Genomic DNA, 22,012 nt, shown 5'->3' on the forward strand with positions numbered 1-22,012 from the left:
AATTATACTTATTTTCTTTATATTAAGGAAAACATAGTGAAAAGATTAGCAATGGCTTTTAGTGGTCCTTCCAATTCGGGTAAAACTACTTTGATTACTCAAGTGGCTAAGCATTTGATGAGTCAAAATTATAAAGTTTGTATTATTAAGCATGATCCAAAAGATAAGGCAAGTTTTGATATCGCTAAAAAAGATAGTTTTAAATTTTTTCAAAGTGGCGCAGATGTGATGGTTTTAAGTCCTACAAGAACAACTTTATTTACACATTCTCCAAGCACTTTGGAAGAGGCGATTTCAAAATTAGATGATTTTGATTTTTTGTTAATAGAGGGTTTGAAGACTTTAGATATGTCAAGAATTAGTGTATTTTGCAAAGAGGTTGATGAGTCTTATTTTGCTTATTCTAATGCTATAGCAAGTTATGAAAAGATAGAAAATGAAAATTTAACTTGGCTTTATTTAGATGATTTAGAAAGTATTTGTGATTTTATATTAAACAATTCAAAAAAAGTATAGGAGTGAAAATGCAAGAGATTATCAATGATATACAAAAGGCTGTGATTGAAATTTCTCATGAGCTTAGATATTTAAAAGACTTTGATTATACAAGTTCTCAAAATGCCACAGGAGATAACCAGCTTAAGCTTGATGTTAAAAGTGATGAGATTATTACTCGTGTTTTAAAACAAAGTAAAGGTATTAAAAGCTTAATTAGCGAAGAAAAACAAGAGCAATTGCTCATCAATGAAAATGAAAAATACATCATAGCTTATGATCCATTAGATGGTTCATCTTTGGTTGATGTAAATTTTGCCATAGGATCAATTTTTGCCATTTATGAGCAAGAAGCGAGCGCTAAGAATTTAAAAGCGGCTGTTTATGCGATTTATGGCGTGCGTTTAGAGTTGATAGTTTGCATGGATACCCCTAAACTTTATAGACTTAATGAAAATAATGAATTTGTTTATGTGAAAGAGTTAAAACTCAGCGAAAAGGGCAAACTAAATGCAAGTGGTGGAACACAAAAAAACTGGTCTAGTACACATAGAGACTTCATTAAGACTTTGTTTGATGAGGGCTATCGTTTAAGATATTCAGGTGCAATGGTGAGTGATTTACATCAAATTTTACTCAAAGGCGGAGGTTTGTTTTCATATCCTGCAACTACTGATGCACTCAATGGAAAATTAAGAGCTTATTTTGAAGTGTTTCCTTTTGCATTTATATTTGAAAAAGCAGGGGGATTTTCTACCAATGGTGTAAATGATTCTTTGCTGGAATTAGAATTTGATAAAATTCATGCAAGCACACCATGCTTTTTGGGTTCAAAATATGAAATTGAAAAATTAAAACAAGCTTATAAAGGACTTTGATGTCTGAAGTAAAAGATGAATTTGAACTAGCTTTAGAAGTCAAAAAAAACGAACTTGTAACTTGTCAAAATGTAAAAAATTTAAAATCTTGTTTGCCTTGTTCTATGATTTTTGAATGTGCTTTAAGAAAAGAGTATATCGATGCTGTTTATAAAAGCATGTCTAAAGGCAAAGAAGGTGGATTTGATTTTTAATTTAAAGGTAAAAAATGCGTTATATTACTACTCCTATATATTATGTAAACGATGTAGCACACATAGGTCATGCTTATACTACAATCATAGCTGACACTTTGGCGAGATTTTATCGCTTGCAAGGTCAGAAAACTTTTTTTCTTACAGGAACTGATGAGCATGGTCAAAAGATAGAACAAGCTGCTAGTGCTAGAAATTTCACTCCTAAAGAATATGCAGATGAGATTAGTGCTAAATTTAAAAAATTATGGGATGAGTTTGAAATTTCTTATGATTATTTCATCAGAACTACAGATGAAAACCACAAATTAAGTGTACAAAAAGCATTTAAAAAAATGTTTGATAAAGGTGATATTTATAAAGGTACATATGAGGGTTTTTATTGTGTTTCTTGTGAGAGTTATTTTACCCAAACTCAGCTTGTAAATGAGTGCCATTGTCCAGATTGTGGTAAAAAAACACAACTGCTGAAAGAAGAAAGTTACTTTTTCAAGCTTTCTAAATATCAAGATCAAATTCTTAAATGGTATAAAGAAAAAGAGCCAATTTTACCTAAAAATAAAGCCAATGAATTAATTCACTTTGTTGAAGGAGGATTAAAAGATCTTTCCATTACAAGAACGAGTTTTGAATGGGGGATAAAACTTCCAAAAGAACTAAATGATGAAGAACATGTGGTGTATGTTTGGCTTGATGCTTTGATGAATTATGTGAGTGCTTTGGGCTATGGACTTGATGAAAAAAATATGGATCTTTGGCCTGCTCATATTCATTTTGTAGGTAAGGATATCTTGCGTTTTCATGCGGTATATTGGCCAGCATTTTTGATGAGTTTGGAACTTCCTTTACCTCAATTTATTGCAGCGCATGGTTGGTGGACTAAAGATGGTGAAAAAATGAGTAAATCTAAAGGCAATGTGGTAGCACCTAAAGAAGTGGCTGATGCTTTTGGTTTAGAAGCTTTTAGGTATTTTTTACTTAGAGAAGTTCCTTTTGGCAATGATGGGGATTTTTCACAAAAAGCATTGATTACTAGAATTAATGCGGAGTTAAGTAATGAACTTGGAAATTTGTTAAATAGAATTATCGGTATGAGTGCTAAATATTCCCAAAATGTGATTGATTCTAAAGATGTGAGTTTGTATTTTACTCAGGAGTTACATGAGTGTAAAAAGTATTTAGATCATGCAATTAATGTCTTAGAGGGTATTCAACCAAATCGCTATCTAGAAGAGCTTTTTAAGGCTTTGTCATTAGCAAATTTATGTATTAGTAAGTATGAGCCTTGGAATTTAATTAAAAATAACGAAACTCAAAAAGCTAATGCTTTGGTAGCTCTATGTGCTAATATTTTAGCAAAGGTAGCTATTTTACTTTATGCGGCTATGCCAAAAACAGCGTTAAAAATTGCAAAAGCTTTAAATTTTGAAATTTCAAATGAAAATTATCAAAAATTAATTTTAAACTATCAATTATGCGATCTAAAATCTAGTACATGTGAAGCTCTATTTCCAAAAGTAGAATTTATGCAAGAAGAAAAAAAAGAAGTTACACCGAGTTTAGCTCAGATTAAAATTGATGATTTTAAAAAAATCGAAATCAAGGTAGCCTTGGTAAAAGATTGTCAAAATATCGAAGGAAGTGAAAAGCTTTTAAAATTTCAACTTGAGCTTGAAAATGGCGAACTAAGACAAGTGCTTTCGGATATTGCTAAATTTTATAAGGCAAGTGAGTTAGTTGGTAAACAAGTTTGCATGATCACTAATTTAAAAAAGGCTAAAATTTTTGGACACGAAAGCCAAGGTATGATTTTAAGTGCAGAAAAAGATGGAAAATTGGTTTTAATTAGTCCGCAAAGTTTTATTGAAAATGGAGCTTTAATAGGCTAGATGAATATATCTAATTTTTGTGAGCTTATTAATGCACAGGTTGCCAACTATGGTGCAACCTCTAGTGTGTATGATTTTAGTATAGACTTAAACAAAGTAAAACAAGCAAGTGCTTTTTTTGCTAAAAATCAAGAACAAGCAAGTTATGCTATAAAGCTTGGTGCTTATGTGATAGTAAGTGAGGAAAGATTAAAGCTTGAAGATGAGGATGTGTTTTATCTTCAAGTTGATGATCTTGAAGAAGCTATCTTAAGACTGTTTAGATTTTTATGTGAAGAAAAATCTTGCGAGTTTGTATATTGTGATGATGTGGGGTTGAAATTTGCTAAAGCATTTAATTTTAAAATCTTAAGCTCTAATGTTTTGGTAGATTTTGAAAATTTAAAAAATGCTAAAGAAAGAACATTTTTTTGCTCTAGCAATGAGCAATTTATCTTAAAACTCAAATCAAATTTTCATACTCTTAAGACTTGTGATTATGAAATTTTAGGTGCTAAGTCTTTATTTCAAACAAGTATACTTTGTAAAAAATTATATTTTAAAGACTTGAAATTTGCATTTTTTTACGCGGATATTTTTGCTAGTTTCATTGATTTGATAGAAAATCAAAAACTATCTTTTCATTTTAATGAAAAAAAACTAGAACTTTTTGATGCATATTTTTTAAATTCTCAAAATCAAATTTGTTCTTTTGGTGGTAGCTCTAGAGTAATTTTACTTGTAGAAAATGAAAAAGATTTTGAGTTTATTGCACAAAAACTCCAAGGTTTTAAGGGGTTTAAAACTGCGCTAAAAAATTCCTTGCTTTGTGATTTTTCTTATACTAGTTTAGAAGAATTGAAAAAATTCTTTGATTTTAAATACTGCTTGATTAAGGAAAATAAAGAAGACTTTTTAGAATATTTTCTTTATAAAGAAAAAAACATAAGTCTTTTTGATTAAAAACTATCAAACATTATATGGTATATTTTTGATTTTATTTTATTAATAAGGTCAAAAAATGAAAAAAATTTTATTTGTTAGTTTAATTGCAGCAGCTGCGTTAAATGCTGAAATTTTAGTTTATGGTCCAGGTGGTCCTGCTCCTGTTTTAAAAGAGCTTGCTAAGGAATTTGAAGCAAAAAATGGAGAAAAAGTAATTATTAATGCAGGGCCAACTCCTAAATGGATCAAGCAAGCTAAAAAAGATGCGGATATTATTTACTCAGGTAATACTTCTATGATGGATGGCTTTATTAAAGCAATGCCAAAACAAATTAAAATCGAAGATGTGCAGGTTTTAAACGCTAGAGGTTCTGGTATGATTGTAAGAGCGAATAATCCTAAAAAAATTAAAAAATTTGAAGATCTTTTAAAAGATGGCGTGAATGTTATGGTAGTTGATGGAGCAGGGCAGGTTGGCTTGTATGAAGATATGGCTTTAAAAACAGGAAAAATTGAAAATTTAAAAAAACTAAGAAAAAATATAAAAGTTTATGCAAAAAATTCTAAAGAGGCTGTTGATGAGTGGAAAAATAATAAAAACATCAATGCCTTGATCATTTGGACACATTGGATTAAAGCAGTGGGGGAAAAAGAAAATCGCTTTATTAAAGCAGGTAAAAACTCAATCATATATAGAGCAGCTGAAATAGTTCCAACTCAAAAAGGACTTAAAAATCCAAAAGTAGCTGAATTTATTCAATTTACACAAAGTAAAGAAGCTCAAAAAGTTTGGGAGAAAGAAGGTTGGATGGCAAAATAATCCAAAAAGCATTTTACTAAAGTAAAATGCTTTTTTTAGTGTTATTTTTCGTTAATCTCTGCCTCAATACTAATTTGTACTTCATCACCTAGTGTTAGACTAGTGGTATCTGGAGCAAAGTTAAAATCACTTCTTTTGATTTGACCTTGCAGGGTAAAACCTGCTTTTTCTTTACCACTATCTGTTTTTATAACTCCGCCAATTTCAGTTTCTAAAACAATATCTTTACTTACACCTGCGATGTTTAATACACCATGCATTTTACCTTTTTCATCAGAAATTTTTTCATACTTGCTCATAGTGAAAGTAATATTTGGGTGATTTTTTGCTTTAAAAAAATCATCTTGCTGCAAATGTGCATCTCTTGCTTTATTTTCTGTGTTTATAGAAGCAACTTTTATGTTTGCCTGAAGTTTGTTAAATTCAAATTTAGCACTATCAAAATCAATTACCGCTTCATATTCTTTAAAATTTCCGTTTACATTGCTAATTTGCAAATGTTTGATTTTAAAAGCTACATTTGTATGTGCCTTATCTAAGCTAAATTCTTTGCTTAAAGCACTACTTGTTAAAATTGAAGCAGCTAAAAATGAACCAAATAATATTTTTTTCATGTTTTCTCCTTAATGTTTAAAAAAGTAAATTATACAAACTAAAATAAAATGAAAGTAAATTTTTTAAACATATTCTATAAAATCTTTTACATTAGCTTCTTGAAAGCCTTTTAGTCTTAACAAGCAACTATCGCATTTACCACAAGCTTTATCTTCTCTTTCATAACAAGACCAAGTATATTCTAAAGCTACTTTTTCTTTTAAGGCTAAATCAACTATTTGACTTTTATTAAGATGAACTAATGGAGTTTTTATTTGTATCTTGCAAGAATTTGTCGTACCCTCGTTGATGAATTTGCTTGCTTTTTGTATGAATTTTTCACTACAATCAGGATAACCACTACTATCTTCTTGTACCACACCTATAAAAATACTCTCACATTTTTCTTTTTCAGCTATTGCGCCTGCAATCGATAAAAAGATACCATTTCTAAAAGGCACATAGGTGTTTGGTACTTCTACTTCGTGCAATTTTTCTTTGGGAATTTCTAAAGTATAATCAGTTAAAGAATTTCCACCAATATTAGCTATAAAAGAAACATCTAAAATATATTTTGTTTGAATATTTAATTCTTTACAAATTTTATTAAAACATTCTCTTTCTTTATTCATAGTGCGTTGGTTGTAGTCTAAGTGCAAGGCGATGATCTCATAGCCTTCTTTTTTGGCTAAATATGCACATAAAGTACTATCCATACCGCCACTAATAACACAAAGAGCTTTTCTCATACTTTTCCTTAAATTTGATATAATTTGAAATTATAAAACCAAAAGGATAATAATGATTTTTTGTGAAGAAGAAATGGATGTTTCTTTTCTTGAAAAAATTGCACGAAAAATGAGTGATCAAAATATAGAGCTTGTTTTAGTAAATGAAAATGCAATGCGTGGGATTAATCTTAGTCAAAGAGGGATTGATAAAAGCACTGATGTGTTGTCTTTTCCATTGGCACAAAATTGTGAAAATTTGCTAGGTAGTATAGTGATAAATTTAGATGAAGTTGATAAAAAAGCTCAGGAATATAAACACACTAGTGAAGAAGAAATGGCATTGTTGTTTATCCATGCAATGTTGCATTTGCAAGGTTATGATCATGAGGTGGACCAAGGTCAAATGAGGGAAAAAGAGCAAGAATGGATTGAGTATTTTAAACTCCCAAAAAGCTTAATTATAAGAGCACAAGAGGTTGAAAATGAATAAGAAAATCATCGCAGCTTTAAGTTTATGTGCGAGTTTATATGCATACGATGAAAACACTTTTAAGTTGGATATTTAAAAGGAAAAGAATTCGATATTTACTTATATAGTTCTAAAAAAAACTCACACTAGCTATGGTTTAGCACAAAATAAGCAAAAGCAGTATAGTTTTTGGATAGTGCTAAAAATGGTGAGTATTATATTGATATGGCAGATTTTAGGACTTGTGCATTAAAAAATACTTTCCAAAATAAATTTAAAGCTTTTTGTGAAATAAATGAAGAGAAAAAAGAATCGGATCTTTTATCTTTAACAATCTAAATCAAAAATTTATCAAGTTTCAATTAAAAAAGAAAAGAAACTTCAAAATGATAAAAGCATAGAATTTGATTTTAGTGAAGATATGCTTAAATTTTCAAGCACAGATAAGAAATTAATGCAAATTATAGATGATTTTAATGAAAATTTAGACCAAAACTCACTCAAGCAAAAAGCAAAAGAAAATTTAGAAAAATGGCAAAAAGAAGAAAATATTAGTAATGAGTTTTTTTCACAAGCTTTGTTTTTTATCAAGATATGCATGTGATTTCTTTGGGAAAAAATATTTATGAGTGTAAAGGTGGAGCTCATGGTATGACCCATATTATAAGAAAAACGTATAATATCGATGATATGAAACTTCTTAGATTGAAAAAAGAATTAAAACTAGACAACGAAGACTTTCAAGAAATGATGAAACAAAAAATCACAAGCTTATATGATGTAAAAGAAATATTTGATCTTAAAGAATTTAAAATGAGTGAAATTTTTGAATTAAGAGAAGATGGTATTAATTTTATATGGGAACCTTATGAAATAGCTCCTTATTTAACTGGAGTTGTTGAAGTATTTGTGAGTTTTGAAGAGTTAAAGCCATTTTGGAAAAGTAATTCAAAATTAGCTTATTTGAGTCTAATCAAATAAGCTTTAATCATCAAATTTTTGTCTTAAAATAGTTCCGTTGTGATCTATATAAAGTTTCATTTGATTGTTGAGTTTGATTTTATAATAAGAAATTTTTCTTTCTATTTCTATGATTGCGGTATTAGGGTAGATGTTTTTAATGGTATTTTGTATAGCTAAAGGCAAAATCGCATAATTGAGTGACCTAAAATTTTCTGCTTCTTTAAATTCTCCATTTAAAGAAAACTCGATTTCGCTACCATCGCTAAGATAAATTTCATACGAATGACCATCTTGCTCTACTAAGCCTATATCTGCATTAAAATAATCTTTGATGAATTTTTTGATATTAACCGGTAGTGAATCGGGTGCTATAACAATACCAGCATTAAGAGTATTTAAACTAATAAAAAAAGCTAAAGCTAATTTTTTCATTTTTAACCTTATTTTTTGTTTTTTTGCCGATATTGTATCTTATTAGTGTGAATTTTATGTGTAAGCTAGAATTTAAATAGCTTTTTGTTATAATTAATAAAAAACAAAGTAGGGTGATGGTAGCTTCTTTTTTAATCGCTTTAAATGTTGTTGTATTTATTTTTGTAAATTATCTTTATTTTGGATCATTGAAATTAGATCTTATTTTGGGTTTAAATTTATTTTTCTATCAAGGGTTTTACTGGCAAATTTTAAGCACAATGTTTATGCACGGAAACTGGACGCATTTGATTTTAAACATGATAGTGCTTTTTCAGTTTGGAATGATGTTGGAGAAATATTTAGGAAGTTTTAAATTTATCTTACTTTATCTAATAGGTGGAGTGTTTTGCTCTCTACTTAGTGTTTTTTATGTGTATTTAAGCTTTGATGGAAGTTTTGTGAATGTAGTGGGCGCAAGTGGTGCGATATGTGTTTTGATGGGTTATTATGCTTATTTGGATAAAACTGCCACTAAAGGATTAATCGTAGCGATATTATTAATGAGTTTTGTGCCTATTTTTATGGGGGTAAATGTGGCTTGGTATGCACATATTTTTGGATTTATATGCGGATATGTTTTGGGTAGGTTAAGAGTAATAAAATGAAATATATCTATTTTATCCGCCATGCAAAAGCTCAAAAAGAAAACTACGAACAAGACCTACAAAGAGAACTTAGCTCTAATGGAAAAGATGATTTAAAAACGATGATTTATAGAATTAAGGATTTGAATTTCAATGCACAAAGCATTATATCAAGTCCAGCAAAACGCAGTATAAAAACCGCACAAAAGTTTTGCAAATGTTTCTCACTGAAAGAAAAAGATATCACCATAGAAAAAAGCTTTTATGAAGGTGATGTGGATTGTATTTTAAATTTTATTAAAGAGCTTAAAGAGAGTAGGGTAGTGCTAATCATGCATAATCCTTTCTTGCAAGAACTATGTGAGTATTTAGCCCATATAGAATTAGAAAGCTTTCCAACTTCTGCTATTTTATGTATGCGTTTTGATATACAAGATTTTAAAGAGTTAAAAGAACATAGTGGGGAAGTAGTATTTTTTGACTATCCTAAAAGTTCAGATCATATTTAATTCAATTACGACTTTTAATTTACTTCGTTTTTATTTCAATTTATTTTAAGTGTAAAAATAAACTAAAATTTACCTGAAATATATTTCATGTTTTATCTTTACGAACTTCTTGTATAAAATTACTTATATTATTTTTCAAAAAATTATACTTATTTTTTTGTGGATAAGTTTTTATCGCGCAAAAGTTAAAATGCTTTAAAACACTATATTATAGGTATTTTGTAAGATGATGTGTTGATAGAAGTGTAGATAAATATAAAAGTTTGAAAATTATAGTTTTCAATACAAAATATATATTATTTCACTATTTTACTATTTATCATATAATTTTACATATATATTAAGTTTAAATTAAAATATTTTTATTTAGATAAAAGTCAAAAAAAGGTTTAGTGTTTAGGTTAAGATAATGGGCTTGAATGATTAAAATAAAAATGCAATCTAGAATGAGCGGTGAAAAATTTGTATTTATTTTGATTTTTGAATAAGTCTTGATAATTGCTTTGCTAAAATCATAGCACTATTTTCATTTTGTGAAAGTTTTTTCATATTCTCTTTAAATTCATACAATCTTTTTTCTTGACTAAAGTCGTTCTTGTAAATACTTTCTTGATTAGTTGTATTGTTTGGTTTGGTAGGTTTTTGTGGAGTTTTTTTTAAAAACATATCTTGCTCCTAGTTTTGTTTTTTATAATTATAGCTTGATATTTTTTAAGTTAGATTTTTTTATAATGCTTATATTTATATTAAAGGAAAAAGTTTGAAAACCATAGGTTTAATAGGAGGAATGAGCTATGAAAGCACATTAAGTTATTATGAGGTTATTAATAAAATTACAAACCATCAATTAGGTAAATTACATAGTGCTAAGATTGTTTTAACTAGTGTTGATTTTGAAGAGATTAAAGAGTGCCAAAACCAAAATGATTGGCAAAAAGCAAGTGAAATTTTAACCCATCATGCCCTACTTTTGGAAAAATGTGGCGTTGATTTTATCCTTATTTGTACTAATACAATGCATTGGTGTTATGAAGACATCCAAAGCCGTATTCAAACCCCTATTTTGCATATTACTAAAGCTATGCTTTTAGAACTTCAAGAGCAAAATGTGAGCAAGGTTTTATTGCTTGGTACTAAATACACAATGAAAGAGCGATTTTATAAAGAAATGCTAATCCAATCAGGCATTGAGGTGTTTACCCCTAAAGAAGATGATATGGTTAAAATCAATGATATTATCTTTGATGAGCTTTGCAAGGGTGTGATAAAAGAAAATTCAAAAAAATATTTTCATGATTTAATCGAGCAATTTCCACAAGCACAAGGGGTTATTTTAGGTTGTACCGAACTTGGTTTAATTATAAAAGAAAGCTCTAAGAGCTTGTTTGATAGTGCATATATCCATGCAAAAATTGCCACCTTGAAGGCTTTGGAGAATGAGTGATGAAATATCCGCTAGATTGTGAAGATAGTTTTGAAAAGTCGTTTTTATTTTGGTTGAGTCGTTATGTAAAATTTAAGCTTAATTCTTTATCAAACAAAGAATTAAAAGATCCGCAGGCTCTGGCTATGGTTAATTTAGCGCTTAGTAAAGGCGTTAAAAACATACAAGAGCTTGATGCTTATGTGAAAAAAGCTAGAAATGCGGGACTTAGCGGGGTAAATACTTATTTTAATCCCTTGAAAAAACTTTATGAATATTTGATGTTTTATAAGCTTTATTCTTTAAAGCAAATTGACGAGGAAATGCTAGTAGAGGTTTTAGCAAGCATTAGTGCTTCTTTATCTGATGCGAGTAAAAAAAATTACCGTATCGCAGTGATTAATTTTTTTGCATTTTTAGATAAACAAAATGAAGAAGATGATAAAGCGCATATTTTTGACATTAATCTTAAAAACTGGGCAGGTATAAGCGGATCTAAAGGAGTGAAACTACCTGAATATATGAGTGAAGATGAAGTTGGTAAATTTTTAGATGCTATTGATAATACAGATTTTAAAAATAACACCATACGTAATCGCTTGATTATTAAGATTATTATTTTCACAGGAATTCGTGTAAGTGAGGCTATTTATATTAAATTAAAAGATATTAGCGAGGAAAATGATCTTTATGTTATACGTATTAGAGGAAAAGGCAATAAATACCGTGTTGTGATGATAAAAAAAGAGTTAATAGAACATCTTTTAAAAGATGTGAGGGTAAACTACCTTTCTCAAGATGGGCTTTTGTTTGTTAACCGCAATGGCAAAGCCCTTACGCAAGCTTATATTTCACGCATAGTGGAGCAAATTTTATTTAAAGCTGGCATTCGCAAGCAAAAAAATGGCGCACATATGCTAAGACATACTTTTGCCACCCTACTTTATAAAAAGCAAAAAGATCTAGTTTTAGTACAAGAAGCATTAGGACATGCGAGTTTAAATACTTCAAGGATTTACACCCATTTTGATAACGAAAAGCTTAAACTAGCTGCAGAAGTAGCTAAAAAACTTCACGATAGAAACTAAGATCAAAGCATATTCTTTTTTAAGGATATGCCATAAAACTCCATCATAAATTTTCAATTAAAAACTAATATTTATTATGTTTATTGTAAAATAATATCTTTACTATGTATATATTTTAAGGAAAAAGATGACTTATTTAGAGATTGATGGTGTTGAAAAACTTAATGGAGAAGTGATAATTAGTGGTGCTAAAAATGCTGCACTTCCTTTGATAGCTTCAAGTATTTTAGCAAAAAATGAAGTGCAAATTTCCAATTTACCTAATGTAGCAGATATTTGCACCCTACTTTCTTTGCTTGAAAATTTAGGAGCAAATTATACCTTTAAAGATAATTTTGCAACAATCAATACAAATCATTTAAACAAAACCATAGCAAAATACGACATCGTACGCAAAATGCGTGCTTCTATACTTACTTTAGGGCCTTTGTTAGCTAGATTTGGAAATTGTGAAGTTTCTTTGCCCGGAGGTTGTGCTATAGGTCAACGCCCTATTGATTTACATCTTTTAGCTTTAGAAAAAATGGGAGCAAATATCGAGATCAAACAAGGCTATGTTGTAGCTAATGGTAAATTAAGTGGTGCAGATGTGATGTTTGATAAAATCACCGTTACAGGCAGTGAAAACATCATCATGGCAGCAGCTCTAGCTCATGGTAAAACTAGAATTTTAAATGTAGCTAAAGAACCTGAAGTGGTGCAACTTTGCGATGTTTTAGCTAGAGCTGGACTTGATATACAAGGCATAGGTTCTTCTGAGCTTGAAATTTATGGTACAAGTGGAGAGCTTTTGGAATTTAAACCTTTTGAAATTATACCAGATCGTATTGAAGCAGGAACTTATCTGTGTGCAGGAGCTATCACTAACTCAAAAATCACTCTTAAAAAAGTCAACGCAGGTCATCTTAGTGCAGTTTTGGCAAAATTAGAGCAAATGGGTTTTAGTTTTGATATTAATGAAGATAGTATTAGCATTAACCCTGCAAAAGAAATCAAACCGGTGGAAATTTTAACAAGTGAATACCCGGGATTTCCAACAGATATGCAAGCACAATTCATGGCATTAGCTTTAAAAGCAAATGGTACAAGTATCATCGATGAAAGGCTTTTTGAAAACCGCTTCATGCATGTAAGTGAGCTTTTAAGAATGGGAGCTGATATAAGATTAAATGGGCATATTGCAACTATTAATGGCACCAAAGAACTTTTAGGGGCTGATGTAATGGCTACTGATTTGCGTGCGTCTTCGGCTTTGATTTTAGCAGCTTTAGCAGCTAAAGGAACTAGTAAAATTCATAGAATTTATCATCTTGATAGAGGGTATGAAAATTTAGAAGATAAATTTAAAAAGCTAGGGGCGAGTATAAGAAGGCTTGAAGAATGAGAGATATTTTTGCAACTTTAGAATTTTTAAAAACACACATTAAAACAAGAAATGAATTTGAAAAAGTAAATTTAACACAAGCTTTGGGGTGTATTTTATATGAAGATATTTTTGTTCAAAAAAATCTACCTGCGTTTGATAACTCTGCTTTAGATGGGTATGCATTAAATTATGCTTTAAAAAACGAAATGTTAAAAATCAAAGGAAGTATTTTAGCGGGTGATAAAAATACTTATATTTTAGAAAAAAATGAATGTTATAAAATCATGACAGGAGCTAAAATTCCTCAAAATGCAAATACCATTTTGATGTTTGAAGAAGCTTTACTTGAAAATGAAAAACTCAATGCCAAAAATGCTAAAGAAAACAACGCTATTCGTTTTAAAGGTGAAGAAGCAAAGCTTGGGGAGCTTTTGTTTCAAAAAGGACAAAAGATCACTTCAGGCATGATAGCTATGCTTGCTGCTCAAGGAATTTATGAGTTAAATGTTGTTAAAAAAATGCGTGTTGGAATTTTTTCAAGTGGAGATGAGCTTGTAGAGCCTTGGGAAGATGCTGATGAATACAACATATATAACGCTAATGCATTTGGAATTTATGCTATTTTGCAAGATTATGCTGATGTTGAGTATTTAGGGCTTATAAAAGATGATTTAAATGCCTATAAAAAGCTTTTAGAAAATAAACAATTTGATATGCTTATAAGCAGCGGTGGAGCTAGCGTGGGTGAAGCTGATTTTATCAAACAGGCTTTGCTTGAGTGCGATTTTAGCCCTATTTTTGAAAAAGTTAATGCAAAGCTTTGTAAGCATGTAAAAGTTTTTAATAAAAACAATATGCTTTTTCTGGCACTACCAGGAAATCCCCTAGCCTCTTTAATTTCAACACATATTTTTGCTAAAAATATTTTAAATTTATTTTATGGACTAGATTTATTGGAATTTTTAGAAGTAAAATTAGCAAGTGATTTAAATTTTAAAGGTGGTAGGAATGATTTTGTGTTTGGAAAGATATCACAAGAATCTTTTATACCAAATAAAGCTAAATTTGGATCAGGTATGATTAAACCTTTATACGAAAACACACATATTTTAATTACAAAAATTGATGATACAAAATTGATAAAAGATCAAGAAGTTAAAGTCTTAAAAATTTAATAGGGTATTATTGCACTACCCTATTTTAAGTGATTAGCTTCTTGCTTTATCTAGAGTTTTAAAAAGGTTATTTAGAATGTTTTCTTCATTTTTTTTGGTATTTGCTTTGGCGTAATTTCTCCCAAGCATATACACTATAATCTTTAGAAATCGAACCTATATTTAAATCTGTATTACTAAAAGCATTATTGCTATCTTTTTTATATTCTTTTTCTTCTTTGTCTTTGAGTGCATTAAGTGTAGCTTGAAATTCGTCTGAAGAGGTATTTTTTTCTTTGATTTTTGTCATATTGTTTAAAGCTAGCGGACTATTTTTATCATTTATTTGCATGAAAACTCCTTTTGTGGTTTTATTATCTATAAGCAAAAAATATTCCTATTTATAAACTTTAGCAAGTATGTAAAAATGTAGTTTATAAATTAAATAAAAACTTATTTTTTGAAGGTAAAAACATTCTTTATCTTTAGAAGCTAAAGTGGGCAAATAGCACCTACTATGATAAATGCATTATATTTTTATAAGACTTGTGAGCAATACAAGTAAAACAGATAATGAAAGTCAACTTTTTAGATGTGATTACTTGACTATAAGGTATTTTTTTGATAAAATCACGCTTTCTTTAATATAATGCGGGAATAGCTCAGGGGTAGAGCACAACCTTGCCAAGGTTGGGGTCGCGAGTTCGAATCTCGTTTCCCGCTCCACTTTTTTACACCCTAGTTTGATTTAAAATATTATTTAATTTATTCATTGCAAAATTTATATTTTCATTGCTAGGAGATCAGCCACTAGCTTTAGGGTGATTAAACTGATATAACCTATGCTTGATTTTTGCCAAGCAATATTATTTTCTTTGGCATAAATTTTAGAATCAAGTCAACCATCTTGAGCAAGTGCTTTTAAAATTTGTGCAAAATCAACTTTACCTGTCATAATATCACTTGAAGAGGCTAAAGAATCATTAAAATTTCTTTTGTTATAGTTTCTTTAAATGCTTGATTTTTTAGGATTAACTTTGGTGCTTTCACCTTCTAAAATTGCTCCACCGCTAAACTTTAAAAAACTCATAAATAAAAGTTTCTTTAGCATAAACTTCCATCTTCATTTTTTGGATAAACAGACATATCAGGATTAAAAGTATCTTTTACTATACCGCAATCTAAATTTGAGTTTCCATACTTTCAAGGGAAAAATTTAATTTTTTTAATCTTGTGTTGATAGAATTTTGCATTTCTATGTTATCTATAGTATTATATTACTTATTGTATATCATAAAAATTTATTATAGTTTGGTTATCTAAATTTTCTAAAGAAGCAAAATTGTTATTTGTGCCATAAACACTATAATCTTTTGATAAAGATTAAATCTTCTACACTAAAAATGAGTCTTATTAGAATTTCCAAAAACTATGATTTATAATTTGATCAAATTTAGAATAATATTGTCTTATGGTATCAGCTATATCTATATTTGTATAGTAATTACTAGTTACATCCAAGGAATTTTTTGATGTGTCAAAATAATTTTCCTCATTATATATCTCATCTAAAGTAGATTTATGTATCTCAAAATCTTCAGGTAATCCCGTAGCTTTATCAAAATCACTACCCATATAACTACTAGAATCAACACTATAACCATAAGCTATAGAAACAGGGTTATTAGTTTGTCTATATTTTAAAGCATAAATAGAATTTTTAAAATCACCTGATATATGATATTAGGAGAGTCGCTTTTAATACTTTTTGATTTAATATTGCTTCATTAAGTGCTAATGCTTGAGTATTATTACTTTGAATTTCAACTAATTTACTAGCATTTTGTTTAACAAAAGTATTTGCAAAATTTGACTTGTTTTATTTTTTTATTTGCTTTGTTTGTGAAATGATAGAACCATAAAAGGAATTATCATTTATACTAAATACTTATTATGCAATTCCTTAGATTTAGATTTTACCTTCAATCTCTTGCATTTTACAAGCAAATTTTATTTTATTTATTTTGGTAATTTTCAACCAAATTCAAACTTTTTTTATGTATGATATGTTGGTTTTTAAAATTATTGCAAAGGTTGTATTGTTTGTGAGAAATATTGTATTGTTTTTATTTTTCTATACTTTAAGTTTTGCTTCGAATTTTGATGAAGTAAAATTAGCTTTGATTAAAGAATTTAAAATAAATTATCCGCAGTTAGAAATCATTTCTTTAGATCTTAACACTCAATCAAGCTTGCCTGCTGATTTTAATCAATACATTTTTTTAAAACTAGGTAATCATAATTTTGATAGAGCCGATGGTTTTATAAAAGCTGAATTTAAAACTCCAGAGCAATATAAAAAAAATATATTTTTCAAGTATTTTTTAAAGGCAAAGTTAGAGGTTTTGCAAACCACACGTCCTATTTCACGTAATGAAAATTTAAGCCCTGCTAGTTTTAAAATTTTAAAAATTCCTTTTGATAAAGCTCCGCAAGGCGTGCTAAAAAAAGATGAAATCGCAAATTTAATTGCCAAAAGTAATATAAGAGAAAATGTGATTTTAAAATACAATATGTTTAAAACTAAAACTCTTATACAAAGAAACGATTCTGTTTATGGTATCATCAAAGATGGGGATTTAAGCATGATGATAGAGTTAAAAGCTTTGCAAAGTGGAAACTTAAATCAAAGAATTCGTCTTAAAAATAAAGATGGAAAAGTAGTATATGGTAAAGTTATTAGTAAAAATTACGTGGAGCTAAAATGAGGAAAATTTTAGTAGGTATTAGCGGGGCTAGTTCTTGCGAGCTTGGCTTTTTATTATTAAAGCACTTAAGGCAAAAGGGGCAAATTTTTGCCATTATAACCCAAAATGCCAAAATTAGTTTTATAAAAGAAAATTCACTTTTAGAAAACATAAACTTCATGCAATACATAAAAGACAAATTTGAACTTGACCATGTGAATTTTTTAGATAATGAAGATATTAGTCAAAATGTTGCAAGTGGATCTTTTGGTATAGAAACGACTTTTATTGCACCCTGTTCGATTAATACTTTAGCAAAAATTACTTGTGGTATAGGCGATACTTTACTCACAAGAGCTGCGGGGGTAGCTTTGAAAGAGCGAAGAAAGCTTATACTTGGGGTAAGAGAAATGCCCTATTCTACTTTAAATTTAGAGCAAATGACAAAGCTTTCTAGTTATGGAGTTATCATCGCTCCTCCTGTAATGGCAAGTTATGCTAAGGTTGATAGTATAGAAAAATTAAATGAATTTATCATAGGAAAATGGCTCGATCTAGCAAATATTGAGCATAATTTATACCAAAGGTGGCAATGATGACTAGTTGTATATACCCAGGGACATTTGATCCTATCACTAATGGACATTTAGATGTGATCATTCGAGCTAGTAAGATGTTTGAAGAAGTAGTCATTGCTATAGCTAAAAGTGAAAGTAAAAGACCCATGTTCAGTCTAGAGCATAGAGAAAAAATGGTAAAAATCGCTACAAAAGACTTAAAAAATGTTAAAATTGTGACTTTTGATAACTTGCTAGTAGATCTTGCTAAAAATTTGCAAATAAATATCATTATAAGAGGTTTAAGAGCGGTGAGTGATTTTGAGTATGAATTGCAACTTGGCTATGCAAATCACATGCTTTGGGAAGATTTTGAAACCATATATCTTATGCCAAATTTAAAAAATTCTTTTATTTCAAGTTCCATAGTGAGATCTATTTGTTTGCATAATGGTGATGTAGGTAAGCTTGTGCCAAGAGAAATCATATCTTTATTAAAGGAGAGAGATTGTATATAGCTTTTGAAGGGGTTGATTGTGTGGGTAAAAGCACGCAAATAGAACTTTTAAAAAAACATTTTCCTGATGCATTTTTTACTAAAGAACCCGGTGGGAGTGAACTTGGGATGTATTTGAGAAAAATTTTATTAGAAAGCAAAATACAATTTTCAAAAAAAGCTGAACTTTTGCTTTTTTTAGCTGATAGAGCTAATTTGATTGATATGTATTTAGCACAAAATAAAAACAAACTTATCATTTCAGATCGTAGTTTTATCTCTAATATGGCTTATGCAAGATGTGATTTTGATCAAAATATTTTGTTTGAGTTGAATGTCTTTGCTACAAGTGGGGTTTTTCCACAAAAGGTTGTATTTTTATACGGTTCAAAAGAGCTTATCACTCAAAGGCTTTCTAAAAAAGATTTGGATAGTATTGAGCAAAGAGGGATTGAGTTTTTCTTAAATACACAAAAAGCTTTAGAAGAAACTTTAGATTTTTTGCAAACTAAAATAGATATGAAAATTTTAAAACTAGATGCATCTTTGAGTATTGAAAATTTACATGAAAAGATTAAGGAATTTATCGATGATTAATGCTTTAAAGGGAATGAAAGATTTACAAGATGAGCAAGCTAGACTTTATGAAAAAGTAGTAAAAACTTGCGAGGAAGTAGCTAAAAACTATGGTTTTACTTTTATTAATTGTCCGCATTTAGAGCTTACTAAGCTTTTTAAAAGAAGTGTAGGAGAAAGTTCTGACATAGTCGGCAAGGAAATGTATGAATTTGTTGATAAAGCAGGTAATGAAGTATGTTTGAGACCTGAGGGTACAGCTGGAGTGGTAAGATCATACATTGAGGCCAAAATGGATAAAGCACAAAGTATTAAAAGATGGTTTTACCATGGTTCTATGTTTCGCTATGAAAGGCCGCAAAAAGGAAGATTGCGTGAATTTCATCAATTTGGAGTAGAAAGCTTTGGTGTGGCAAGTGTGTATGAAGATGCGAGTATTATTTTAATGCTAAGTGAAATTTTTAGACGCTTAGAAATTCACACAAGCTTGAAAATTAATTCTTTAGGTTGTAAAGAATGTATGGGTGCATATAAAGAAAAACTCATAGCTTTTTTAAATTCCAAAGAAGGTTTTTGCGAAGATTGCTTAAGAAGAAAAGAGTTAAATTCTATTAGGGTTCTTGATTGTAAAAACAATCATTGTCAAAGTTTAATTGAAAATGTGCCGAAACTAAGCGAAAATTTATGTGAGTGTTGCAAGAAAGACTATGAAAAATTACAAAAGCTTTTAAGCGAGAATGATGTTGAGTTTGAATGCGATGAGAAGTTGGTGCGTGGGCTTGATTATTATTCAAAAAGTGCATTTGAGTTTATCAGTGATGAAATCGGAGCAAAAGCTGCTGTAGCAGGCGGTGGAAGATACGATAGATTGATTGAGTATTTAGATGGTAAAAGTGGCTATGGTGTAGGTTTTGCTATGGGTATAGAAAGGATTATGGCTATTTTGGAGCAAAAACAAAGCGTAAAAACTAGAGAAGGAATTTATCTTTGTGCTATGGATGAAGCTTATATAGATACTATTTTTAAACTAGCAAATACTTTAAGAAAAAAACATAAAGTATATATAAGCTATGAAGCAAAAAAACTTGCAAAACACTTAAATCAAGCAGATACTACCAATACTAAAATCTTTTTGTGTATAGGTGAAGATGAAGTGCAAAAAGAAGAGATTTTTTATAAAAATTTAGAAAGTAAAGAAAATAAAAATATAAAATTAGCAAATTTGGAGAATGAGATATGATTGATTATGGTATTAGTATTTGGGGAGCAAATAATTTTATCATCGAAAATGGCAAAGTATGTGTAAATCATGGTAAAAAACCAGCTATTATAGATATAGTAAATACTTTGCGTGATGATGGCTATAAGGGACCGTTGTTACTTCGCTTTCCTCATTTAATCCATAAGCAAATTGAACAAATATATGAAAAATTTGCCAAAGCAAAAAAAGAATTTAACTATAAAGGTTCTTTTAATGCTGTATATCCACTAAAGGTTAATCAATACCCAGGATTTGTAAAAAATTTAGTCAAACTTGGTAAAACTTATAACTATGGTTTAGAAGCAGGAAGCAAAGCTGAGCTTTTATTGGCCATGGCTTATAATAACGAAGGCGCGCCTATAACGGTTAATGGCTTTAAAGACAAAGAGCTTATTAATATGGGTTTTATAGCTTGTGAAATGGGACATAATATCACTTTAACTATGGAAGGACTTAATGAGCTTGAAGCAATGATTGAAATTGCTAAAAATCGTTTTAAACCAAAGCCAAATATAGGTTTAAGAGTTCGTTTGCATTCAGCTGGAGTTGGAATTTGGGCAAAAAGCGGTGGTATAAATTCAAAATTTGGTCTTACTTCTACTGAATTAATAGAAGCTGTGAATTTATTAAAAACTAATAAACTTTTAGATCAATTTACCATGATACACTTTCACTTAGGCTCACAAATCACTGAAATTCATCCTTTAAAAAAAGCTTTAAATGAAGCAGGAAACATCTACACTGAACTTAGAAAAATGGGAGCAAAAAATTTAAAAGCTATTAATCTTGGTGGGGGTTTAGCGGTAGAATACTCTCAGTTTAAAAATGAAATGAACAGAAATTATACCTTAAGTGAATATGCAAACGATGTGGTGTTTATACTAAAAAGCATTGCAGAGCAAAAAAAAGATTTAGAGCCTGATATTTTTATAGAGAGCGGGCGCTTTGTAGCGGCTAATCATGCTGTTTTAGTAGCCCCTGTTTTAGAACTTTTTTCACAAGAATACACCGAAAGCAAGCTTTTATTAAAAGATAAAAATCCAAAACTCATTGATGAACTTTATGATTTATATAAAAACATTAAAGCTTCTAATGCGTTAGAGTATTTACATGATAGCATCGATCATATGGAGAGTATTTTGACTTTGTTTGATTTGGGGTATGTTGATTTGCAAGATAGATCAAATAGTGAAATTTTATTGCATTTGATTATGAGAAAAGCTATTTCTTTGGTGGGTGATCAAGCTGATTTATCAAGCTTACAAAATGAAGTGCAAGAAAAATACTTGGTGAATTTTTCTTTGTTTCAATCTTTACCTGATTTTTGGGGTTTAGAACAAAACTTTCCTATCATGCCTTTAGATAGACTCAATAAAAAACCAACTAGAAGTGCAAGTATATGGGATATAACTTGTGATAGTGATGGAGAAATTTCATATTCTAAAAACAATCCTTTATTTTTACATGATATTGATGTAGAAGCTGAAGATTATTTTTTAGGATTTTTCCTAGTAGGAGCTTATCAAGAAGTTTTGGGTATGAAACACAATCTTTTTACACATCCAACCGAAGCAAGTATTAGTATCAATGAAAAGGATTTTGAAGTAGAAAGTGTTTTAGAAGCTCAGTCTATTTTGGATACCTTAGAAGATCTTGACTATGATATACACGCTATAATGGATAGCATCAATGAAAAAATTCATACTTCAAAGCTTGTTAATGAAAATCAAAAAAAGCATATTTTGGGTGAAATTTATTTATTTTTAAATGATAATGGATATTTAAAAAGCATAGGTAGTAAATAAAATAATAAGGCAAGG

27 protein-coding genes, 1 tRNA gene and 1 pseudogene are annotated in these 22,012 nt (G+C 29.5%); 23 read left to right on the forward strand and 6 right to left on the reverse strand.

Features of this window, described 5'->3' with window-relative positions; genetic code table 11:
• The first annotated feature begins 36 nt into the window (after nucleotides 1–36).
• The 6 genes from mobB to CSUB8523_RS04310 are packed head-to-tail and all read left to right on the forward strand — an operon-like array spanning nucleotide 37 to nucleotide 5,200.
• The gene (gene mobB / locus CSUB8523_RS04285) at nucleotides 37–516 is read left to right on the forward strand and encodes a molybdopterin-guanine dinucleotide biosynthesis protein B (protein ID WP_043019734.1); all 480 of its coding nucleotides are present in this window, start codon (nucleotides 37–39) and stop codon (nucleotides 514–516) included.
• Between the two features lie 8 nt (nucleotides 517–524).
• Nucleotides 525–1,373, forward strand: coding sequence for a class 1 fructose-bisphosphatase (locus CSUB8523_RS04290; RefSeq protein WP_043019735.1), 849 nt, complete (start codon nucleotides 525–527; stop codon nucleotides 1,371–1,373).
• Nucleotides 1,373–1,567, forward strand: coding sequence for a hypothetical protein (locus CSUB8523_RS04295; protein ID WP_039663574.1), 195 nt, complete (start codon nucleotides 1,373–1,375; stop codon nucleotides 1,565–1,567). Before CSUB8523_RS04290 ends, CSUB8523_RS04295 begins: the two co-directional genes overlap by 1 nt.
• Before the next feature lie 14 nt (nucleotides 1,568–1,581).
• Entirely contained in the window at nucleotides 1,582–3,456 is a 1,875-nt protein-coding gene (gene metG, locus CSUB8523_RS04300) for a methionine--tRNA ligase (protein ID WP_043019736.1), read from the forward strand.
• The gene (locus CSUB8523_RS04305; protein WP_039663578.1) at nucleotides 3,457–4,398 is read left to right on the forward strand and encodes a hypothetical protein; all 942 of its coding nucleotides are present in this window, start codon (nucleotides 3,457–3,459) and stop codon (nucleotides 4,396–4,398) included.
• Nucleotides 4,399–4,456: 58 nt separating this feature from the next.
• The gene (locus tag CSUB8523_RS04310) at nucleotides 4,457–5,200 is read left to right on the forward strand and encodes a major antigenic peptide PEB2 (RefSeq protein WP_043019737.1); all 744 of its coding nucleotides are present in this window, start codon (nucleotides 4,457–4,459) and stop codon (nucleotides 5,198–5,200) included.
• Between the two features lie 41 nt (nucleotides 5,201–5,241).
• On the opposite strand, the gene CSUB8523_RS04315 is transcribed toward CSUB8523_RS04310, so the two are convergent.
• Together CSUB8523_RS04315 and queC are read right to left on the reverse strand one after the other, a co-directional pair.
• Nucleotides 5,242–5,814: a YceI family protein gene (locus CSUB8523_RS04315; RefSeq protein WP_043019738.1), complete on the reverse strand. Its 573-nt coding sequence runs from the start codon at nucleotides 5,812–5,814 to the stop codon at nucleotides 5,242–5,244.
• A gap of 63 nt (nucleotides 5,815–5,877) precedes the next feature.
• Entirely contained in the window at nucleotides 5,878–6,543 is a 666-nt protein-coding gene (queC, locus tag CSUB8523_RS04320; protein WP_039663583.1) for a 7-cyano-7-deazaguanine synthase QueC, read from the reverse strand.
• 52 nt (nucleotides 6,544–6,595) lie between these two features.
• Between queC and ybeY the strand changes: the two genes are divergently transcribed.
• From ybeY to CSUB8523_RS04330, 4 genes are all read left to right on the forward strand, one after another.
• Entirely contained in the window at nucleotides 6,596–7,015 is a 420-nt protein-coding gene (gene ybeY, locus CSUB8523_RS04325; RefSeq protein ID WP_039663585.1) for an rRNA maturation RNase YbeY, read from the forward strand.
• A gap of 168 nt (nucleotides 7,016–7,183) precedes the next feature.
• Nucleotides 7,184–7,333 carry a hypothetical protein gene (locus CSUB8523_RS10050; RefSeq protein WP_158336823.1) on the forward strand — a complete coding sequence of 50 codons (150 nt, stop codon included), beginning with the start codon at nucleotides 7,184–7,186 and terminating at the stop codon, nucleotides 7,331–7,333.
• An 82-nt stretch (nucleotides 7,334–7,415) separates the two neighbouring features.
• A complete protein-coding gene (locus tag CSUB8523_RS09925; RefSeq protein WP_148308418.1) occupies nucleotides 7,416–7,598 on the forward strand; it encodes a hypothetical protein in 183 nt (60 codons plus the stop codon).
• Nucleotides 7,595–7,975 (forward strand): RsiV family protein, encoded by a 381-nt coding sequence (locus CSUB8523_RS04330; protein WP_158336969.1) that lies wholly within the window; start codon nucleotides 7,595–7,597, stop codon nucleotides 7,973–7,975. The genes CSUB8523_RS09925 and CSUB8523_RS04330 overlap by 4 nt, the downstream gene beginning before the upstream one ends.
• 3 nt (nucleotides 7,976–7,978) lie before the next feature.
• Here the strand turns inward: CSUB8523_RS04330 and CSUB8523_RS04335 are convergent, their stop codons facing one another.
• Nucleotides 7,979–8,389, reverse strand: coding sequence for a PepSY-like domain-containing protein (locus tag CSUB8523_RS04335; RefSeq protein WP_039663590.1), 411 nt, complete (start codon nucleotides 8,387–8,389; stop codon nucleotides 7,979–7,981).
• A 116-nt stretch (nucleotides 8,390–8,505) separates the two neighbouring features.
• Here CSUB8523_RS04335 and CSUB8523_RS04340 point away from each other — a divergent pair, with 116 nt between their 5' ends.
• Both CSUB8523_RS04340 and CSUB8523_RS04345 read left to right on the forward strand, forming a co-directional pair.
• On the forward strand, nucleotides 8,506–9,036 hold the full coding sequence (locus CSUB8523_RS04340; protein ID WP_043019740.1) for a rhomboid family intramembrane serine protease: 531 nt from the start codon (nucleotides 8,506–8,508) through the stop codon (nucleotides 9,034–9,036).
• Nucleotides 9,033–9,524 (forward strand): phosphohistidine phosphatase, encoded by a 492-nt coding sequence (locus CSUB8523_RS04345; protein ID WP_039663595.1) that lies wholly within the window; start codon nucleotides 9,033–9,035, stop codon nucleotides 9,522–9,524. Before CSUB8523_RS04340 ends, CSUB8523_RS04345 begins: the two co-directional genes overlap by 4 nt.
• A gap of 468 nt (nucleotides 9,525–9,992) precedes the next feature.
• Here the strand turns inward: CSUB8523_RS04345 and CSUB8523_RS04350 are convergent, their stop codons facing one another.
• On the reverse strand, nucleotides 9,993–10,190 hold the full coding sequence (locus CSUB8523_RS04350; protein WP_043019741.1) for a hypothetical protein: 198 nt from the start codon (nucleotides 10,188–10,190) through the stop codon (nucleotides 9,993–9,995).
• Nucleotides 10,191–10,284: 94 nt separating this feature from the next.
• On the opposite strand from CSUB8523_RS04350, the gene CSUB8523_RS04355 reads away from it, so the two are divergent.
• The 4 genes from CSUB8523_RS04355 (at nucleotide 10,285) to CSUB8523_RS04370 (ending at nucleotide 14,576) form a co-directional block, all read left to right on the forward strand.
• A complete protein-coding gene (locus CSUB8523_RS04355) occupies nucleotides 10,285–10,968 on the forward strand; it encodes an aspartate/glutamate racemase family protein (RefSeq protein WP_043019742.1) in 684 nt (227 codons plus the stop codon).
• A complete protein-coding gene (locus tag CSUB8523_RS04360; protein ID WP_043019743.1) occupies nucleotides 10,968–12,035 on the forward strand; it encodes an integrase/recombinase in 1,068 nt (355 codons plus the stop codon). Before CSUB8523_RS04355 ends, CSUB8523_RS04360 begins: the two co-directional genes overlap by 1 nt.
• 127 nt (nucleotides 12,036–12,162) lie before the next feature.
• Nucleotides 12,163–13,419 carry a UDP-N-acetylglucosamine 1-carboxyvinyltransferase gene (murA, locus tag CSUB8523_RS04365; protein ID WP_043019744.1) on the forward strand — a complete coding sequence of 419 codons (1,257 nt, stop codon included), beginning with the start codon at nucleotides 12,163–12,165 and terminating at the stop codon, nucleotides 13,417–13,419.
• Nucleotides 13,416–14,576: a molybdopterin molybdotransferase MoeA gene (locus CSUB8523_RS04370; protein WP_043019745.1), complete on the forward strand. Its 1,161-nt coding sequence runs from the start codon at nucleotides 13,416–13,418 to the stop codon at nucleotides 14,574–14,576. Before murA ends, CSUB8523_RS04370 begins: the two co-directional genes overlap by 4 nt.
• Before the next feature lie 33 nt (nucleotides 14,577–14,609).
• Here the strand turns inward: CSUB8523_RS04370 and CSUB8523_RS04375 are convergent.
• Nucleotides 14,610–14,907, reverse strand: a pseudogene (locus tag CSUB8523_RS04375) (invasion antigen C).
• 299 nt (nucleotides 14,908–15,206) lie between these two features.
• Here CSUB8523_RS04375 and CSUB8523_RS04380 point away from each other — a divergent pair.
• Nucleotides 15,207–15,281, forward strand: a tRNA-Gly gene (locus CSUB8523_RS04380).
• A 687-nt stretch (nucleotides 15,282–15,968) separates the two neighbouring features.
• On the opposite strand, the gene CSUB8523_RS10610 is transcribed toward CSUB8523_RS04380, so the two are convergent.
• Nucleotides 15,969–16,190 (reverse strand): Cj0814 family flagellar-dependent secreted protein, encoded by a 222-nt coding sequence (locus CSUB8523_RS10610; protein ID WP_235362627.1) that lies wholly within the window; start codon nucleotides 16,188–16,190, stop codon nucleotides 15,969–15,971.
• Nucleotides 16,191–16,621: 431 nt separating this feature from the next.
• Here CSUB8523_RS10610 and flgA point away from each other — a divergent pair, with 431 nt between their 5' ends.
• The 6 genes from flgA to speA are packed head-to-tail and all read left to right on the forward strand — an operon-like array spanning nucleotide 16,622 to nucleotide 21,997.
• Nucleotides 16,622–17,323 (forward strand): flagellar basal body P-ring formation chaperone FlgA, encoded by a 702-nt coding sequence (gene flgA / locus CSUB8523_RS04390; RefSeq protein WP_052243032.1) that lies wholly within the window; start codon nucleotides 16,622–16,624, stop codon nucleotides 17,321–17,323.
• Nucleotides 17,320–17,898 (forward strand): UbiX family flavin prenyltransferase, encoded by a 579-nt coding sequence (locus CSUB8523_RS04395; RefSeq protein ID WP_039663614.1) that lies wholly within the window; start codon nucleotides 17,320–17,322, stop codon nucleotides 17,896–17,898. Before flgA ends, CSUB8523_RS04395 begins: the two co-directional genes overlap by 4 nt.
• On the forward strand, nucleotides 17,895–18,377 hold the full coding sequence (coaD, locus tag CSUB8523_RS04400; protein WP_043019746.1) for a pantetheine-phosphate adenylyltransferase: 483 nt from the start codon (nucleotides 17,895–17,897) through the stop codon (nucleotides 18,375–18,377). Before CSUB8523_RS04395 ends, coaD begins: the two co-directional genes overlap by 4 nt.
• The gene (tmk, locus tag CSUB8523_RS04405) at nucleotides 18,368–18,952 is read left to right on the forward strand and encodes a dTMP kinase (protein ID WP_039663619.1); all 585 of its coding nucleotides are present in this window, start codon (nucleotides 18,368–18,370) and stop codon (nucleotides 18,950–18,952) included. The genes coaD and tmk overlap by 10 nt, the downstream gene beginning before the upstream one ends.
• Nucleotides 18,945–20,171, forward strand: a complete 1,227-nt coding sequence (gene hisS, locus CSUB8523_RS04410; RefSeq protein ID WP_039663621.1) for a histidine--tRNA ligase — start codon at nucleotides 18,945–18,947, stop codon at nucleotides 20,169–20,171. The genes tmk and hisS overlap by 8 nt, the downstream gene beginning before the upstream one ends.
• Nucleotides 20,168–21,997 (forward strand): biosynthetic arginine decarboxylase, encoded by a 1,830-nt coding sequence (gene speA / locus CSUB8523_RS04415; protein ID WP_039663623.1) that lies wholly within the window; start codon nucleotides 20,168–20,170, stop codon nucleotides 21,995–21,997. The genes hisS and speA overlap by 4 nt, the downstream gene beginning before the upstream one ends.
• The last annotated feature ends 15 nt before the right edge of the window (nucleotides 21,998–22,012 follow it).

This window comes from Campylobacter subantarcticus LMG 24377, from assembly GCF_000816305.1.
Classification (GTDB): Bacteria; Campylobacterota; Campylobacteria; order Campylobacterales; family Campylobacteraceae; genus Campylobacter_D; species Campylobacter_D subantarcticus.